Annotated in this window: 11 protein-coding genes; 10 read left to right on the top strand and 1 reads right to left on the bottom strand. The window is 61.8% G+C overall.

The window, feature by feature from the left end:
• Positions 1-89 precede the first annotated feature (89 nt).
• The 4 genes from G1C98_RS00290 (at position 90) to G1C98_RS00305 (ending at position 6108) form a co-directional block, all read left to right on the top strand.
• A complete protein-coding gene (locus tag G1C98_RS00290; protein WP_169078160.1) occupies positions 90-2873 on the top strand; it encodes a heavy metal translocating P-type ATPase in 2784 nt (927 codons plus the stop codon).
• A 325-nt stretch (positions 2874-3198) separates the two neighbouring features.
• The gene (locus G1C98_RS00295; RefSeq protein WP_169078162.1) at positions 3199-4542 is read left to right on the top strand and encodes a DNA recombination protein RmuC; all 1344 of its coding nucleotides are present in this window, start codon (positions 3199-3201) and stop codon (positions 4540-4542) included.
• Between the two features lie 88 nt (positions 4543-4630).
• Positions 4631-5272, top strand: coding sequence for a type I phosphoribosyltransferase (locus G1C98_RS00300; protein ID WP_169078164.1), 642 nt, complete (start codon positions 4631-4633; stop codon positions 5270-5272).
• On the top strand, positions 5272-6108 hold the full coding sequence (locus tag G1C98_RS00305; RefSeq protein WP_169078165.1) for a TrmH family RNA methyltransferase: 837 nt from the start codon (positions 5272-5274) through the stop codon (positions 6106-6108). The genes G1C98_RS00300 and G1C98_RS00305 overlap by 1 nt, the downstream gene beginning before the upstream one ends.
• 456 nt (positions 6109-6564) lie before the next feature.
• Here the strand turns inward: G1C98_RS00305 and G1C98_RS00310 are convergent, their stop codons facing one another.
• Positions 6565-7518, bottom strand: coding sequence for a hypothetical protein (locus G1C98_RS00310; RefSeq protein WP_169078168.1), 954 nt, complete (start codon positions 7516-7518; stop codon positions 6565-6567).
• A 1229-nt stretch (positions 7519-8747) separates the two neighbouring features.
• Between G1C98_RS00310 and gatC the strand changes: the two genes are divergently transcribed.
• The 6 genes from gatC to G1C98_RS00340 all read left to right on the top strand — a co-directional run bounded on the left by gatC (position 8748) and on the right by G1C98_RS00340 (position 15743).
• Complete coding sequence (gene gatC, locus G1C98_RS00315; RefSeq protein ID WP_169078170.1) at positions 8748-9047, top strand: Asp-tRNA(Asn)/Glu-tRNA(Gln) amidotransferase subunit GatC; 300 nt, start codon at positions 8748-8750, stop codon at positions 9045-9047.
• Between the two features lie 2 nt (positions 9048-9049).
• Positions 9050-10585 (top strand): Asp-tRNA(Asn)/Glu-tRNA(Gln) amidotransferase subunit GatA, encoded by a 1536-nt coding sequence (gene gatA, locus G1C98_RS00320; protein WP_169078172.1) that lies wholly within the window; start codon positions 9050-9052, stop codon positions 10583-10585.
• A 32-nt stretch (positions 10586-10617) separates the two neighbouring features.
• Positions 10618-12114, top strand: a complete 1497-nt coding sequence (gatB, locus tag G1C98_RS00325) for an Asp-tRNA(Asn)/Glu-tRNA(Gln) amidotransferase subunit GatB (protein WP_169078174.1) — start codon at positions 10618-10620, stop codon at positions 12112-12114.
• Between the two features lie 373 nt (positions 12115-12487).
• The gene (locus G1C98_RS00330) at positions 12488-13534 is read left to right on the top strand and encodes a GNAT family N-acetyltransferase (protein WP_169078176.1); all 1047 of its coding nucleotides are present in this window, start codon (positions 12488-12490) and stop codon (positions 13532-13534) included.
• A 105-nt stretch (positions 13535-13639) separates the two neighbouring features.
• The gene (locus tag G1C98_RS00335; RefSeq protein WP_169078178.1) at positions 13640-13954 is read left to right on the top strand and encodes a DUF2469 domain-containing protein; all 315 of its coding nucleotides are present in this window, start codon (positions 13640-13642) and stop codon (positions 13952-13954) included.
• 169 nt (positions 13955-14123) lie between these two features.
• Positions 14124-15743: an NAD(P)/FAD-dependent oxidoreductase gene (locus G1C98_RS00340; RefSeq protein ID WP_169078180.1), complete on the top strand. Its 1620-nt coding sequence runs from the start codon at positions 14124-14126 to the stop codon at positions 15741-15743.
• Positions 15744-16007 lie beyond the last annotated feature (264 nt).

Here is a 16007-nt window from a genome sequence, read left to right on the forward strand (position 1 = left end):
TTGCGCTGAGCGCAATATGGGATTATCGCGCATTCCGCGCCGGGATATGGTGTGATTGTTTTCGGAACATTCGGAAGGGAAGGTGCCGTATGCAGGCTGCGATTGCGATTGCCTTGGCCGTGCTCATCACGGTCGGGATCGCCTGGTTCTTCTTCGCGCCGCGCAAGGCATATCGGGCCCGCATCGACGGCGATATGCAGGAAGCGGTGATCGAGGTGAAAGGCGGGTACAGCCCGTCGGTCATCGAGGCCGAGGCCGGCATGCCATTGCGGCTGGTGTTCGACCGCAAGGAGGACGGCGAATGCTCGTCCCACGTGGTGTTCTCCGATTTCGGCGTGGACCGCATGCTGCCGGCGTTCCGCACCACCACGCTCACCTTGGACCCAACCGATCCGGGGGAGTACGGCTTCGCCTGCGGCATGAACATGCTGCACGGCATGTTGAAGGTGATTCCCGGCAAGCATCGCGCTTCCTCTTCTGCGGTTTCCGCGTCTTCCTCTTCCACCCGCGTCGGCGTGCCCGACAGCGATTCCTCCGCCCAATCGTCCCGCAACCCCGCACCGGCCGGCGAGCCCGGCGGTACCATCCCCGAAGCGGACGAGGAACGCATCCAAGACATCAACAACGCCCACGAGATCACCACCCTGATCCGCAGACTCGTCGTCTCCGCAATCTGCACCATCCCGGTGTTCTGCTCGTCCATGCTCATGCTGTACCCCATGCCGGCCTGGGCACAACTGCTGTGCATGCTGCCCGTAGTCGGCTATGCCGGCCTGCCGATTTTCCGCAGCGGCTGGGCCGCCATCACGCATCGCGCCCCCGAAATGAACGCGCTGGTCACCATGGGCACCGCGGCCGCGTTCCTGTATTCGCTGGTCGTCACCTTCGCACCGGGCATACTGCCGCAGAACGCGCGCGAACCCTACTACGAAGCCGTGGGCGTGGTGATCACGCTGATGCTTGTCGGCCAGCTGCTCGAAGCGAAAGCGCGCAAAGGCACCGGCGAGGCCATCCGATCGCTGATGGGCTTGAGGCCGGCAACCGCATGCGTGATCCGCGGAGGCGAGGAACAGAACATCCCCATCGACAGCGTTGCCGTAGACGACATCATCGTGGTACGCCCGGGGGAGCGCCTGCCCGTGGACGGCATCGTGGTCGAAGGTACCTCGTCGGTCGACGAGTCGATGATCACCGGCGAACCGATGCCGGTGCGCAAAACCACAGGCGACGAAGTGACCGGCGCCACGGTCAACGGTGCCGGCGCGCTGCGCTACCGCGCCACGAAAGTCGGCAAGGACACCGTGCTCGCGCACATCGTGTCGATGGTGAAAACCGCGCAAAGCTCAAAAGCACCGGTGCAACGCCTGGCCGACCGCATCAGCTCCATATTCGTGCCGGCGGTAGTGCTCATCGCCGTATGGTCGTGCGCACTATGGTTCGTCTTCGGACCGGATCCGCGCATCACGCACGCGCTGGTCGCAGCGGTATCCGTGCTGCTCATCGCCTGCCCGTGCGCGCTCGGCCTGGCCACGCCGCTGTCGGTGATGGTCTCCACAGGCCGTGCGGCGCAGATGGGCGTACTGATCCGTTCCGCCGAGGCACTGGAACTATCCGGGCACGTGAACGCCGTCGTACTCGACAAGACCGGCACCATCACCGCAGGCCGGCCTTCGCTCACCGACGTGCTGCCGCTGGGTGCCTGGAGGTCGAACACGGACGGTCTACTGGCGCTCGCCGCCGGGGCCGAACACGACTCGGAACATCCGCTGGCCGCCGCGATCGTTGCCGAAGCGGAGCAACGCGGCCTTGCGCCGGGCGATTCGCAGCGTGAGGCATTCCAGGTCCATGCAGGTCTCGGTGTGACCTGCACCGTGGACGGGCATGCCGTGGCCGTAGGCAACACCGACCTCATCGACCGCCTGGACGTGGGCATGCCGAGCGTCGGCAACGAGGATCTGGATGACATCATCGCCGACATGGAACGGCTTTCCGAACAAGGCAAGACGCCGATGCTGGCCGCCGTGGACGGCGAGCTTGCGGGCATCATCGCCGTGGCCGATACCGTCAAACCGGATTCGGCGCAGGCCATCGACGCATTGCGCTCGCACGGCATCACCGTCACCATGCTCACCGGAGACAACGAGACCACGGCCTCCGCCGTCGCACGGCAGGTGGGCGTGGATCATGTGATCGCCGGGGTGCGACCGGAGAACAAGGCCGACGAGATCGCCAGGCTGCAGGCGCAAGGCTACACGGTGGCCATGGTGGGCGACGGCATCAACGACGCGCCCGCCCTGGCCCGCGCGGATGTGGGCTTCGCCATCGGTACCGGCACCGACGTCGCCATCCAATCCGCCGACGTCACCCTGATGAGCGGTTCGCTCATGGGTCTGGTGCACGAGATCGACCTTGCCCACGCGGCACTACGCAACATCGGCCAGAACCTGGGCTTCGCGCTCGGCTACAACAGCGTGGGCATCCTGATTGCGGCGGGTGCGTTGTACCCGTTCACCGGCATGATGCTCAACCCGATGATCGCCGGCGCGGCGATGGCGTTCTCGTCGCTGTGCGTGGTGACCAACGCCAGCAGGCTGCGCCTGTTCGACCCGGCGAAACACCATGACTACCAAGTAAAGAACAACACACAGAAAGGAACCATCATGGGTTTGTTCAGTGATCATAAGGCCAAGAACGGCGGCTGCTGCGGCGGCCATGCCAGCGTTTCCGAAGGCGCGAAGGACCCGGTGTGCGGCATGAGCGTGAACCCGGCCTCCGCCGCTGCCACCCGCGAATACGAAGGCAAGACCTACTTCTTCTGCAACCCCGGCTGCGCCGAGACCTTCGACAAGGATCCCGCGAAGTACGCCGCCTGAGACCGGAAGCCGTGGAGTACTGCGGCTGCCTTGACGGCTGCTCCCAGGAGATCTCTTCAGGAGATTGCCCCCCCCGGATTGCCCCAATAGGCGTGTATTTCGCCTACGTGTGGCAGATTTTCGGTCGTGCCAGCATGTATCTCGCTTACGTGTGGCACCGATTGCGTCATACCCGAGACCTCACCCTTGGAATACCAAGGGAAGAGGCCTCGGGTTTCGCATATCACCTGCCACACGTAAGCGAGATACATCTGGTCTGTATGCGCAATCTGCCACATGTAACGCGAATAGCAGCCTGTAGCGTGGGGTTGCCATACTGAAAACCATGAACGTGACTTGGATTCTCATGGTGTTGACGTTGCTGATCGGCTTGGCGGTGGGGGCCGTCGCCGGATTCAGCGTAGGCAGATCGCGCGCCCAAAGCGACACACGCCAACCATATGCCGGCAACGGCGAAGACGTCGCCTCCCTGACCGAACAGCTCGAAGCGGCACGGATCGAAATCTCGCAGCTGGAAACCTCACGCGCCCAGCTGCGCGCCCACCTGGACGGGGCGAACCAGCAGCTCGCATTCGTCAAGAACCAGCTGGCCCAAGCACAGCAGGCCGAACAGATCCGCATCGAACATGAGCGCGAACGCGCCGCGGCACAAGCCGAAACCCAACGGCAGGAACAGGCCCGCCGTCTGCAGGAACAGAGCCGTGTGATCGAAGCGCTCGCCCCCGTGCAGAAGAACCTCGACGCCTTGCAGCACAAGGTGGAACAGATCGAGGAAGGACGCAAGCGCGAAATGGGTGCGCTCGGTCAGCAGCTCAAAGGCCTGGGCGACCAGCAGGCGCGTCTTGACAAGGAGACGAACGCGCTGTCCGCCGCGCTGCGCAACAACAAGGTCCGCGGTGCGTGGGGCGAGGCGCAGTTGCGCAACATCGTGGAATCCGCCGGACTGCTCGAACATGTCGACTTCGATACGCAGGTGGTGGTCACCGATGCGGAAGGCCATGTGCAGCGCCCGGACATGATCATCCATATGCCAGGCGGCAAGACGATTCCGATTGACGCGAAAGCCCCGTACGCCGACTACCAGCGTGCCTGCGAGATTCCGGACACCGCGCCTGCCGAGGAGCTGGCCCGCAAATCCGAATTGCTGCAACGCCACGCCAAAGCGGTGCGCGAGCATGTGAAGACCTTGGGAAACAAGGCGTATTGGAACGCGTTCAGCGATGCGCCGGATTTCGTCATCGCGTTCATCCCCAACGAATCGTTGCTGCAGGCCGCGCTCGAAACCGATCCGACGCTGATGGACGACGCGTTCGCCCAGAAGGTGGCGCTGACCTCGCCGGTCACCCTGTGGGCTGTGCTCAAATCCGTGGCCTACGCTTGGCAGCAGCAAAGCCTGACCGATGACGCGAAGATGCTGTTCGACCTGTCGCGCGAACTGTACGATCGGTTCGTGGTGCTGGGCGAACGCGCCACCAAACTGGGGTCGGCAATCACCAAGACGGTCAGTGCTTACAACGCGTTCGCCTCGTCACTGGAATCGAGGGTGCTGGTCACTGCGCGCAAACTGCAGCGCGTCGACCAGAGCAAAGTCATCGAGCCGGTCGAGATGATCGCGCCCGAGAAAGCGGATATTCGTGAACTGACCGCTCCGGAGACCAGCAAGGAGTGAGCGGGAGATTTGCGGGAAGTCCGTGGAACGGTCCATGGAAAGACCTGCGGAAAGGCTTGTGGGAAGAGGGGTTCGTACACTGGCAGCTATGACTGATTCTGGATTCCGCCCCACCGGCGTGAGCGGGTCGCACGCCGACGCCGCCACCACGAGTTTTGCATCCCTCGAACCGCGCGACCAGCTGCTTGAGCTGCTGCGCGAACGTGCTGCCGGCAAGCCGTTCTCCGAACTGTCCGCAGTGACGTTCGACCATCGCGGTGCCACGGTGGTGGGCCATCTGCTGCTCGACGCGCTGGAGGACGCCGGGTATTCCGTCGATGATTTCGACGCGGTGGGTGCGCTGACCGCCGCCGCGGTGCCGCTGGTGATTTCGGTGGTGCAGGCCGCCGCATCCCGTGGCGAGGACGTCGACGGATTCGTCATGGATTTCGTATATCCGTCGATCAAGGGGCCGTCGATCACAGGCAAGCGCGTGGTGCTGCTCGACGCCTGGCTGTCCGAGAAATCCTACGTGCAGACCTCATCACTGGTCACCCTGCGTAACGGCAACGAGCTGAGCCTCGACTTCTCTGTAGTCGAGCATGAGGGCGCGAGCGTGGTGGCCGTGGCCTCCATGGTGGGCGGTATCGGCGGCGGCGATACGAAGCATATCGAAGTGATCAACCCCGTCACCGACGAACGCCATGAGCTGCCGTTCGTGCAGCTGTTCGACGAAGCCGAGTTGCACTGATGCACGCGCCGCACCCCATCGACGTGGCCGCAAAAGTCTCCGGCGAACCCACGTTCCGCGAGATTGGCGTAGGGCCTTGGGAGGAAGCACACCCAGGTGAGCCGCGTCCTGTCGGCCCGCAATACGATCCGCAGCTGCTTGACGAGGGCGATCGCCGCAATGTGCTCGACCGGTACCGGTACTGGTCGGTCGCCGCGATCAAGGCCGATCTGGATGAGCGAGGCCGCCACGATTTCGAAGTCGCCGTGGAGAATTGGACGCACGATTTCAACATCGGCTCCATGGTGCGCACGGCGAACGCGTTCCAGGCCCGCCGCGTGCACATCGTCGGCCCGCACAAGTGGAACCGCAAGGGTGCGCTCATGACCGAGCTGTATCAGCATGTCGAAAACCATCCGTCGATCGCCGAACTGGTGGAATGCTGGCACAATCGCATCGCCGGCGAAATTGCCGCCGCCAAGGCCGAAGCAGGTGCCGCAGCGTTCCACGCGCACAAGGCCGCCGCTCAGGGCAATCAGATCGCACTTGCCGCATGCACCGCACAGGTGGACGCGGCCGAGGCGCGTATCCGCGAGCTTGAAGCCTCCCGCGTGATCGCCATGGACATCATTCCCGGCGCGGTTCCGATGGAACGGTACGTGTTCCCCAAGCGCTGTCTGCTGCTATTCGGTGCCGAAGGGCCGGGATTGAGCGAGAAGGCCCTTGAACTGGCCGACGATGTGGTGTACATCTCGCAATTCGGGTCGGTGCGTTCGATCAACGCCGGTGCCGCCGCGGCCGTGGCCATGCACAGCTGGATCGCGCAGCACGCGCGGATCGGCGGTGTGGCCGAATAATCGCCCGCTCTCTCCCGTCAGGGCCATCTAAGCGGTTGTTTTTCCCACTGGCTGGGTGTTTTTGGCGCGCTGGCGGTACCTAAGCGTCTGTTTTCCCCACTGACTGGATATTTTGGGCGTCTGAGGAGTGCGCAAGAGGGTGTTTTTATCCAGTCAGTGGGAGGAATGACCGATAAGCGTGATCTGAGCGTCCGTATTCATCCAGTCGCTGGAAGAAATCACCTTGAAGTGGCCTCTAGTCGTCCATTTCCCTCCATTGACTGGATGTTTTTGTCGTGCTGGCGGTATCTAAGCGGTTATTCTTCCCACCGGCTGGATATTTCGGTCGTCTTGAAGACACGTAAGAGGCAGAATCCTCCAGCCAGTGGATGAATCGGACGAGTGGGACGGGATTTATCGATCGGGTCCGGCCGAGGCTGATAGGACCCCATCGGTCGGACAAGATTATTCAAGAATTCAAGAAACCGTCGGCACTCCCGCCCTTCGCAGCTTCGCCACCATTGGCTTTATTTGCAGTACATCATTGAACGTGAGCCGTACGATTTCCGTAACCCCGGCGCGACGAAGCCCCTGCTCACGATTTCGCTCCAATTGGACGGTCTCCTGGATGCTTCTGTTGCCGGTCATTTCCGGATCGACGTATTTGGCCGTACCGTCGAACTCGCAGACAATGATCCTGCCGTCATCGGTGTGCCAAAGGAAATCGACCCGGTACTGCTGCCCGGTTGCGGGATCCGTGATCATGACCTGCAATCGCGGTTCCGCAAAACCGGATTCGATCATCGTCCCGCGTGCAAAGGACTCGCCGCCGTTCTCGCTTGCCGCATTGGTGTGACGCAACAGCTTGATGATATTCGAACAATCGCGAGTGGTGAGCGAGCATTCCTTCAGCAGCGCTTCCTCATTCAGCCCATCTTTTGCCGCGGAATCGAAAATCGGCAGTGCGCCGCGGAATCCTTGCGTATTGCCGCAATCGACAAGCGTGCGAGCCTTGTTGGTGGACGGAATGCCGTTCACGGTTACCACATCGTGCTTCGGATATGGGCTGTAGATGACGTGAAGCTTGTCATGCGGCCGGTATGAGCCATGCGTGGGAAGCGTGATGGTTATTTCATGATGAAGGAACCACTGGTGTTCGAAACCGTATGCGGCCGCTGCGGTGAGCCCGGCAAATACCCAGTTCGGGTGCTTTTTCGTAAGCGCGCGTGCCATATGCAGTGATTGTTCGGCGCCGTTGAGCCGATTCCAGTATTCGCAACGGGAATACAGTCCGGGGTACGGTTTGGCCAGCTCGCCTGCGAGATGCCTTCGATAGAGTCCTTTGTGGATGAGCGGATCGGTGCTGTAGGCGCAACATTGCGCTTGTTCGGACTGATCGAGCAGTCTGTCGATTTGAGGATAAGCTTTCATGATTTGACGCTATCCTGTGGCGGATGCTCTTGAAAAGCCCGAACGCCGATTGTGGATAACTCATGGCTCTTCTGCGTGTCGGCGGATCGCGATGTTGCGCGGATGGTGTGGCTCGGCGCGAGGAAGAGGGAAATTGCTCCCGGGATGGCTTCCATTCGTCCGATTTCCTCCACTGGCTGGATATTTTGGTCGTGTCATCGGTACCTAAGCGGTTGTTTTCCCCATTGGCTGGAGGTTTTGGTCGTGTTGGCGGTGTCCAAGCGGTTATTTCTCCCATTGGCTGGATATTTTGGGCGTCTAAGGGGTATGCAGAAGGGTATTTTTATCCAGCCGGTGGGAGAAATTGGCTCCTGATTGGGTCCTGAGCGTCCGTATTTATCCAGTCGGTGGATGATTTTGCCTGTTGATGGGTTCTGAGCGTCCGGATTCTTCCAGTCAGTGGGAGGAATGGTTGTTAAGTGGTCTGCAAGTGTCCTGATTTCCCACTGGCTGGATGTTTTTGGCGTCTGAGAAGCGTGTAAGGGGGTGTTTTTATCCAGTCAGTGGGAGGAATGGTCGGTAAGCGGGGCTTGAGCGTCATGTTTCTTCCAGTGACTGGGTGTTTTTGGTCTGTTGGCTGGTTCTCAGCGTCCGTATTTATCCAGTCGCTGGATGATTTGGGCGTCTAGACGATGATTATGCGGGCGATTTATCCAGTCAGTGGGGAATTTTGGCTTTTGTGATTTGTGATTTGAAGCGATAACGAGTGGAGCGGAATGGTTTGGAATGGTCTGGAGTGGTCTGGAATGGTTTGGGATGGTATCAGCTGGGTGTTGATTGGATTGACATCGGTTGTGTACTGAACCGGCATCCATTGGGCGCTAATCGGAAGTCTATCCGGCGTCAATCGAACACCAATCAAACATCAGTTGAGCACCAATCGGATCGATACGGCGGCGCAATGCGTCTGTGCGCCGGTCTGGGGGAATGGCGCGATTGAGCCCGCAGTCGGTCGTGGCCCGAAGCATAGATGGCGGAGATGGGACATAAATGGCGGAACTTGATCCGTTGTCAGCCGGGAGCCGAGCTGCGGCCGGATAGGACCTAAGTCGCCGCTAACCGGTCTCCAAGCCGTAGATGGCTATAGTTCGAGCCGCCGTCAGCCGCGGTCCAAATCGCTGCCGGCCAGTGCTGCGACCGGCGTGAAATAGGGCACGTGCTCGTCACACAGACGCGATACTGTTGAAGCCATGCCTACTTTCACCAAAGAAGAAATCGTGCATTTGGGCGATCTGGCCCGAATCGCACTGAGCGATGAAGAAATTACCCGCCTGCAGGGCGAGCTGAACGTCATTGCCGACTCCATCGATATGGTTCAGGAAGTCGCCACCGACGACGTCGAACCGACCGCAAACCCGGTTCCGCTGGAAGCGTACCTGCGTCCCGATGTTCCTGAGGAACCGCTGACCCAGGCCGAGGCGCTTGCCGGCGGCCCGAAGACCGAGGCGGGCATGTTCGTTGCCCCGCGCATTCTGGGAAGCGAGGAGTGAGCATGGCAAACGTAGCAGATCTGGTCAAGCTTTCCGCCGCCGAAATGGGCGCGGCGATCAAGAAGGGCGAAGTGTCCAGCCGCGAACTGGTCGACGCCCATCTTGAGGTCATCGAAGCCGCCGAGCCGAGTGTGGATGCCTTCCTGAAGGTCTCCGCCGACGAGGCCCGCGAGCAGGCCGATGCCTTCGACGCCAAGAGCGCCGATGAGAAGGCCGCCATGCCGGAGCTGGCAGGCGTGCCGATCGCGATCAAGGACATGATTGTGACCAAGGGCATCGAGACCACCGCCGCATCCAAGATCCTCGAAGGCTGGATCCCCCCGTACGACGCGACCGTCATCGAAAAGCTCAAGGCCGCCGGCATGCCGATCCTCGGCAAGACCAACCTGGATGAGTTCGCACAGGGCTCCTCCACCGAGCATTCCGCATTCAAGACCACCCACAATCCGTGGGATACCGACCGTGTTCCCGGTGGTTCCGGCGGTGGTTCCGCTTCCGCCGTCGCCGCGTTCGAGGCCCCGCTGGCCCTCGGCACCGATACCGGTGGCTCCATCCGTCAGCCGGGCGCACTGACCGGCACCGTCGGCGTCAAGCCCACTTACGGCGGCGTCTCCCGTTTCGGCGCCATCGCCATGGCATCTTCGCTGGATCAGATCGGCCCGTGCTCCCGCACCGTGCTCGACTCCGCACTGCTGCAGGAGATCATCGGCGGTCACGACAAGCGTGACTCCACCTCCATTCCGGAAGGCCCGCGTCCGATGGTCGCAGCCGCCCGCGAAGGCATGAAGCGCGATCTGAAGGGCCTCAAGGTCGGCCTGATCAAGGAGCTCGGCGGCGAAGGCTTCCAGCCGGGCGTCGTGGCCCGCTTCAACGAGGGCGTGAAGAAGCTTGAGGAAATGGGCGCGGAGGTCACCGAGGTGTCCCTGCCGCACCTGCCGTACTCCCTGGGCGCGTACTACATCATCATGCCTTCCGAGGTCAGCTCCAACCTGGCCCGTTACGATGGCATGCGTTACGGCCTGCGTGTGATGCCGCCGGACAACGTGCCGCAGACCGCGGCCAACATGATGGCCTACACCCGTGAGGCCGGCTTCGGCGACGAGGTCAAGCGTCGTATCATCCTCGGCACCTACGCGCTGTCCGCCGGCTATTACGATGCCTGGTACGGTTCCGCGCAGAAGGTGCGCACCCTCATCATCGACGACTTCAAGAAGGCCTTCGAGAAGGTCGACGTGCTCGTCGGCCCGACCAGCCCGGTCACCGCCTTCAAGTTCGGCGAGAAGACCGAGGACCCGATGGCCATGTACGCCATCGATATCACCACCATTCCGGCCAACCTCGCCGGCGTTCCGGCCATGAGCATCCCGGCCGGCCTGAGCGACGACGGTCTGCCCGTCGGCTTCCAGTTCATCGCACCGCAGCAGCGCGACGAAGTGATGTACAAGCCGGCAGCAGCCCTCGAAGCCGCGCTGGAAGACGAATGGAACGGCCCGATCTGGAAGTCGCTGAACGCTTCCTGGCTCGGCCAGGCCAAGTGATCGACGGATCGGAAAGGATTTAAGGAATCATCATGGCTGAAAAACTGATGAAGTACTCCGAGGCCGTCAAGCAGTTTGACCCGGTGCTCGGTCTGGAAACCCACGTGGAGCTTTCCACCAAGACGAAGCTGTTCTGCCCTGCCGAGGTCTCCTTCGGCGGCGAGCCGAACAGCCAGCTGACCCCGGTCTCCCTGGGTCTGCCGGGCTCCCTGCCGGTGGTCAACAAGACCGCCGTCGACTACGCGATCAAGCTGGGTCTCGCTCTGCATTGCGAGATCGCCGAGTGGAGCCAGTTCGCCCGTAAGAACTACTTCTACCCGGATATGCCGCGCGACTACCAGATCTCGCAGTACGACAAGCCGACCAACGGCAATGGCTACCTCGACGTTGAGCTCGACGACGGCAGCATCTTCCGCGTGCCGATCGAGCGTGCGCATATCGAGGACGATGCCGGCAAGAACACCCACGTCGGTGGCGCGGACGGCCGTATCGAAGGCGCCGACCACTCCCTGGTCGACTACAACCGCGCCGGCGTGCCGCTGATCGAGATCGTGACCAAGCCGATCGAGGGTGTGGGCGAGCGTGCCCCGGAGATCGCCGGTGCCTACATGCGTGCTATCCGCGACATCGTGCGTGCGCTGAACATCTCCCATGCCCGCATGGAGCAGGGCAACATGCGTGCCGACGTGAACGTGTCGCTGCGCCGCAACCCGAGCGATCCGTTCGGCACCCGTTCCGAGACCAAGAACGTGAACACGTTCCGCGGCATCGAGAAGACCGTGCAGTACGAGATCCGTCGTCAGGCGCAGATCCTCTCCGAAGGCGGCGAGATCCTGCAGGAGACCCGCCACTGGGATGAGGCCTCGCAGACCACTGCCGGCGGCCGCGTGAAGTCCGACGCCGACGATTACCGCTACTTCCCGGACCCGGATCTGGTGATGCTGCACATCACCAAGGAGCACATCGAGGAGATCAAGGCCCAGATGCCGGAGATGCCGCGCGAGCGTCGCAACCGTCTGAAGGCCGAGTGGGGTCTGACCGATCTGCAGATGCGCGACATCCTCAACGCCGATGCGCTCGACCTGATCGAGGCCACCGTGGCCGAAGGCGCTTCCGCCGCCGGTGCACGCAAGTGGTGGCTGGGCGAGCTCTCCCGCGAGGCCAATGCCAAGGGCATGACCCTGGAAGAGCTGCCGATCACCCCGGCCGACGTCGCCGAAGTCGAGAAGCTCATCGCAGACGGCAAGCTGAACGACAAGCTCGCCAAGCAGACCGTTGCCGGCGTGCTCGCCGGTGAAGGCACGCCGAGCGAGGTCGTCGAGAAGCGCGGTCTGAAGATCGTCTCCGACGATGGTCTGATCGACAAGGCCGTGGACGAGGCGTTCGCAGCCAACCCGGATGTCGTCGAGAAGCTCAAGAGCGGCAACATGAAGCCGATGGGCGTCATCATCGGCGCGGTGATGAGGGCCACGCGCGGCCAGGCCGACGCCAAGGCCGTCACCAAGGTCGTGATGAGCAAGATCAAGTGATGCTCATATAAGGGCTATATAAGGCTTATATAGGTTTTATATAGACCGGCGGGCCATGCGGTTCGCTGAAGTGCGGGGCGTACGTCGTGTTCGGCGTGCGCCCCGCGCGTTTATACGGGGGCTGCCGGTGTGTGACGGTTCGTGCGACGGTTTATGTGATGGCGATGCCGCCGTATGCGCCTAATGCACGCGCCGATACCCCCGTTCATACCCCCGATATTCGGCCGCGTCATGCGGTATCAAGCCGGGTGTTCATGGTTGTTCTGCACCGATACAACCACCGTGTTCCCAGCAATCCTCCAGTCGGGTAGAATACCGTCGGAATGGATGTGGTCAAACCACACGATGTCAATGACGCAAGGATGAAATACACATGCCTGAAAACGCTGCACAGTCGGAATCCCGAGAGCTGCCGGCCCGTATCACCATCCCGCCCGTACGCGGTGAAATGGTGCATCTGCGCCCGGCGACCGTTGAAGACCTCGACAAGATGGATGTGATCGACGCCTACCCGGGTGCCTCCGGAATCACCGGCAAGGATCGCGTGGCCGAACGTGCGGCCGTGCACGCGTGGGTGCGTCGTTCCGTGGCCTGGAGCAAGGGCGAGGCCCCGACCGAATCCGGCGTGGGCGACCCCGAGGCCCGCCGTACCATCGCATGGTCGATCATCACCGAAACCGATCATGACGGCGACGGCGAGATCGATTCCCCGGAAAGCGACAACGTCATCGGCATGATCTTCCTGATCGACATCGACGGCTGGGCACGTTCCGCGCGCATCCAGGTGATTCTTGGCCAGGACTACCGTGGCCGCGGCTATTCGCGTGATGTCATGCCCCGCGTCATGACCTACGGTTTTGCGCCCGAACCCGCGGGCCTCGGCCTGCACCGCATCTGGGTCGCGGTTCCCGAACAGAACACGCGCGCCGTTTCCGTGTACCAGTCGTTGGGCTTCGTGCTTTCCGGCACCTCGCGCGACGCCTTGTGGAACGCCTCGCAGAACCGCTACCAGGACCTGATCGTGATGGACACGCTGGCGGACGAATACGATCCGATCCGTTCCCTTGACGCCTTCGGCATGCATGTGATCGAAGACAATCCCGGCGTGAAGGAGGCCATGGCCGCGCGTGAGCATTCCATCGCCATCCAGCAGGGCAGCGTTGAGCGTAATGCCGATGGTGCTGAACGGCCTGAGACCGCACCGGCGGCCGATCCGTCCGCCGCGCCCGTGAGCGAGCCTTCGCAGCAGGCCGGAGAGCCGCGGCATGATGAGAAACAGCAGAGCAAAGGCGATTCCTCTGCGGACGCTGGTGCCGACAGCGAATCGAACTGGCCGTACGCGCAGGGCAAGTCCAAGACCTCGAAGGGCGCATGGTGGCGTACGCTTGGCCGTGGCCGCAAAAGGAACAACGACAAGTAACCATCCGGCAGCAAGGCCGGGGCTCGGGTTGGCACAGCGGGCATCGGGTCCACGCCGACCCGTCACATCATGGCCGCAGGGCCGTAGGAATATGAAGGCAAAGGAATGAGCGCCGAAGACCTCGATAATTACGAAACCGACGCCGAACTGGCGTTGTACAAGGAATACCGCGACGTCATCAAACTGTTCACCTACGTGGTGGAGACCGAACGGCGGTTCTATCTGGCGAACAAGGTCGACTTCAACGTCCGATCCGCCGGCCAGGACGTCTACTTCGACGTGCAGCTGACGGATGCCTGGGTGTGGGACGTGTACCGTCCCAGCCGCTTCGTCAAGAACGTGCGCATCGTGACGTTCAAGGACGTGAACGTCGAAGAGGTGCAGAAGACCGACATCGACATCCCGGACGGCATGGGCTGATCGGCGCTTCGCCCCTTTGACGGGCGGGGAATCTATAGTTGCACTGTAGGGAAGAGCAAGCCCGATTGGGCCTGCGTGTTTGGAGGAACGATGTGGAACCGGTGGGGAACCGGGTCTCGTTCCCTAGGCTCTAGTAGAATATGCGTGATTTGACGTAAGGAGAATGGACGTGACCGACAAGCAGTCCGTAGTGATTATCGGCGGTGGCCCTGCTGGCCTGACCGCGGCTTGGGAACTCATCAAGGACGGCGGCGCCGACAAGTACGACGTCACTGTTCTGGAGGAGACCCACGAATTCGGCGGTATCTCCCGCACCGTGAAGCACAATGGCAACCGCATGGACATCGGCGGTCACCGGTTCTTCTCGAAGGACGACCGCATCATGGATTGGTGGAAGAACACGCTTCCGCTGCAGGGTGCGCCTTCCTATGACGACAAGAAGCTCCACCGCGAGCACGACATGGAGCCGGGCGGCCCGGATCCCGAGGTCGAAGACAAGGTGATGCTCAAGCGCCACCGCGTCTCCCGCATCTACTGGAACAAGCACTTCCTGGATTACCCGATCTCCCTGAGCGCGGGCACCCTGAAGGCCATGGGCTTCAAGCTGACCATGGTCGCCGGCTTCAGCTACCTGAAGTCCATGGTGCACAAGCTGCCGGAAGACAATCTGGAGAACTTCTACATCAACCGTTTCGGCCGCAAGCTGTACTCCATGTTCTTCGAGGGCTACACCGAGAAGCTGTGGGGCCGCCACCCCTCCGAGATCTCGGCCGACTGGGGCGCACAGCGCGTCAAGGGCCTGAGCATCCTGGGCGTGCTGAAGAACGCCTTCCAGAAGCTGCTGCCGAAGAAGCGCGACAATTCCGAGGTGGAGACCTCCCTCATCGAGGAGTTCTGGTACCCGAAGTACGGCCCCGGCCAGCTGTGGGAAACCGTGGAATCCAACTGCGAGAACGCGGGCGTGAAGGTCGTCACCGACGCCAAGGTAATCGAGGTGCGCCAGAAGGACGGCCATATCGCCTCCGTGGTGACCGAGGCCGCCGACGGCACCCGCACCGAGTGGAACGCCGACCAGTTCATCTCCTCCATGCCGGTCAAGGACCTGGTCGAGGCCATCGACGCCGCAGGCACCGATGCCGAAGCCGTGGCCACCGGTTCCAAGGAGGCCCCGGCGGCCGTCACCGAAGTGGCCGAAGGCCTGCCGTACCGCGACTTCGTGACCGTCGGCCTGCTGGTCAACCACCTGAAGCTTGAGAACACCACCGACATCCCCACCCTCGGCAACCCGCCGATCGTGCCGGATTGCTGGATCTACGTGCAGGATCCGGGCTACAAGGTCGGCCGTATCCAGGTGTTCAACAACTGGAGCCCGTACCTGGTCAAGAACGTCGACGACACCGTGTGGATCGGTCTGGAATACTTCTGCGAGGAAGGCGACACCTTCTGGAACATGAGCGAGGAGGACGCGGTGAAGTTCGCGATTTCCGAGCTGATGCGCATGGGCGTCATCGAGAACCCCGAGGACGTGCTCGACTCCCACCGCGAACGCGTCAAGAAGGCATACCCCGCCTACTTCGACACGTACGATCGCATCGACGAGGTCATCGACTATCTCGACGGCTTCGGCAACCTGTACTGCGTGGGCCGTAACGGCCAGCATCGCTACAACAACATGGACCATTCCATGGCAACCGCCATCGAGGCAGTCGGCAACATCAAGTCCGGCAAGGAAACCAAGGAAAACGTCTGGTCCGTGAACACCGACAAGTCCTACCACGAGGAGAAGTAGTCGGCGTAGCCGTGATATAGGCGGTATGACGGTTGCCTGACGGCAAAGCAAAGGCAACCCGTTGGTTTGTGCATACAAGGGCGCATACTGGAGCAATCCGGCGTGCGCCCTTGGCGTATTTCCATGCGCCGCGGCCGGGAATCACCCTCTGCGCGCACTGCGATCACAACGGCGCAAAACCCGCATGGAAAGCGCGATATGCCGGCGTGTTGCGTTGTCCGGGACGGCGTTGTACAGTGAAGCAAGTTCACGTGCATGGTTTGC

It is taken from the genome of Bifidobacterium erythrocebi (genome assembly GCF_012932675.1).
Taxonomy (GTDB): domain Bacteria; phylum Actinomycetota; class Actinomycetes; order Actinomycetales; family Bifidobacteriaceae; genus Bifidobacterium; species Bifidobacterium erythrocebi.

Bases quoted from the DNA above. Each gene is read 5' to 3' on its own strand.
- G1C98_RS00305 (WP_169078165.1), top strand. From the start codon at position 5,272: ATGCACGCGCCGCACCCCATCGACGTGGCCGCAAAAGTCTCCGGCGAA.
- gatB (WP_169078174.1), top strand. From the start codon at position 10,618: ATGGCTGAAAAACTGATGAAGTACTCCGAGGCCGTCAAGCAGTTTGAC.
- G1C98_RS00330 (WP_169078176.1), top strand. From the start codon at position 12,488: ATGCCTGAAAACGCTGCACAGTCGGAATCCCGAGAGCTGCCGGCCCGT.
- G1C98_RS00290 (WP_169078160.1), top strand. From the start codon at position 90: ATGCAGGCTGCGATTGCGATTGCCTTGGCCGTGCTCATCACGGTCGGG.
- G1C98_RS00295 (WP_169078162.1), top strand. From the start codon at position 3,199: ATGAACGTGACTTGGATTCTCATGGTGTTGACGTTGCTGATCGGCTTG.
- gatA (WP_169078172.1), top strand. From the start codon at position 9,050: ATGGCAAACGTAGCAGATCTGGTCAAGCTTTCCGCCGCCGAAATGGGC.
- G1C98_RS00310 (WP_169078168.1), bottom strand. From the start codon at position 7,518: ATGAAAGCTTATCCTCAAATCGACAGACTGCTCGATCAGTCCGAACAA.
- G1C98_RS00300 (WP_169078164.1), top strand. From the start codon at position 4,631: ATGACTGATTCTGGATTCCGCCCCACCGGCGTGAGCGGGTCGCACGCC.
- G1C98_RS00335 (WP_169078178.1), top strand. From the start codon at position 13,640: ATGAGCGCCGAAGACCTCGATAATTACGAAACCGACGCCGAACTGGCG.
- gatC (WP_169078170.1), top strand. From the start codon at position 8,748: ATGCCTACTTTCACCAAAGAAGAAATCGTGCATTTGGGCGATCTGGCC.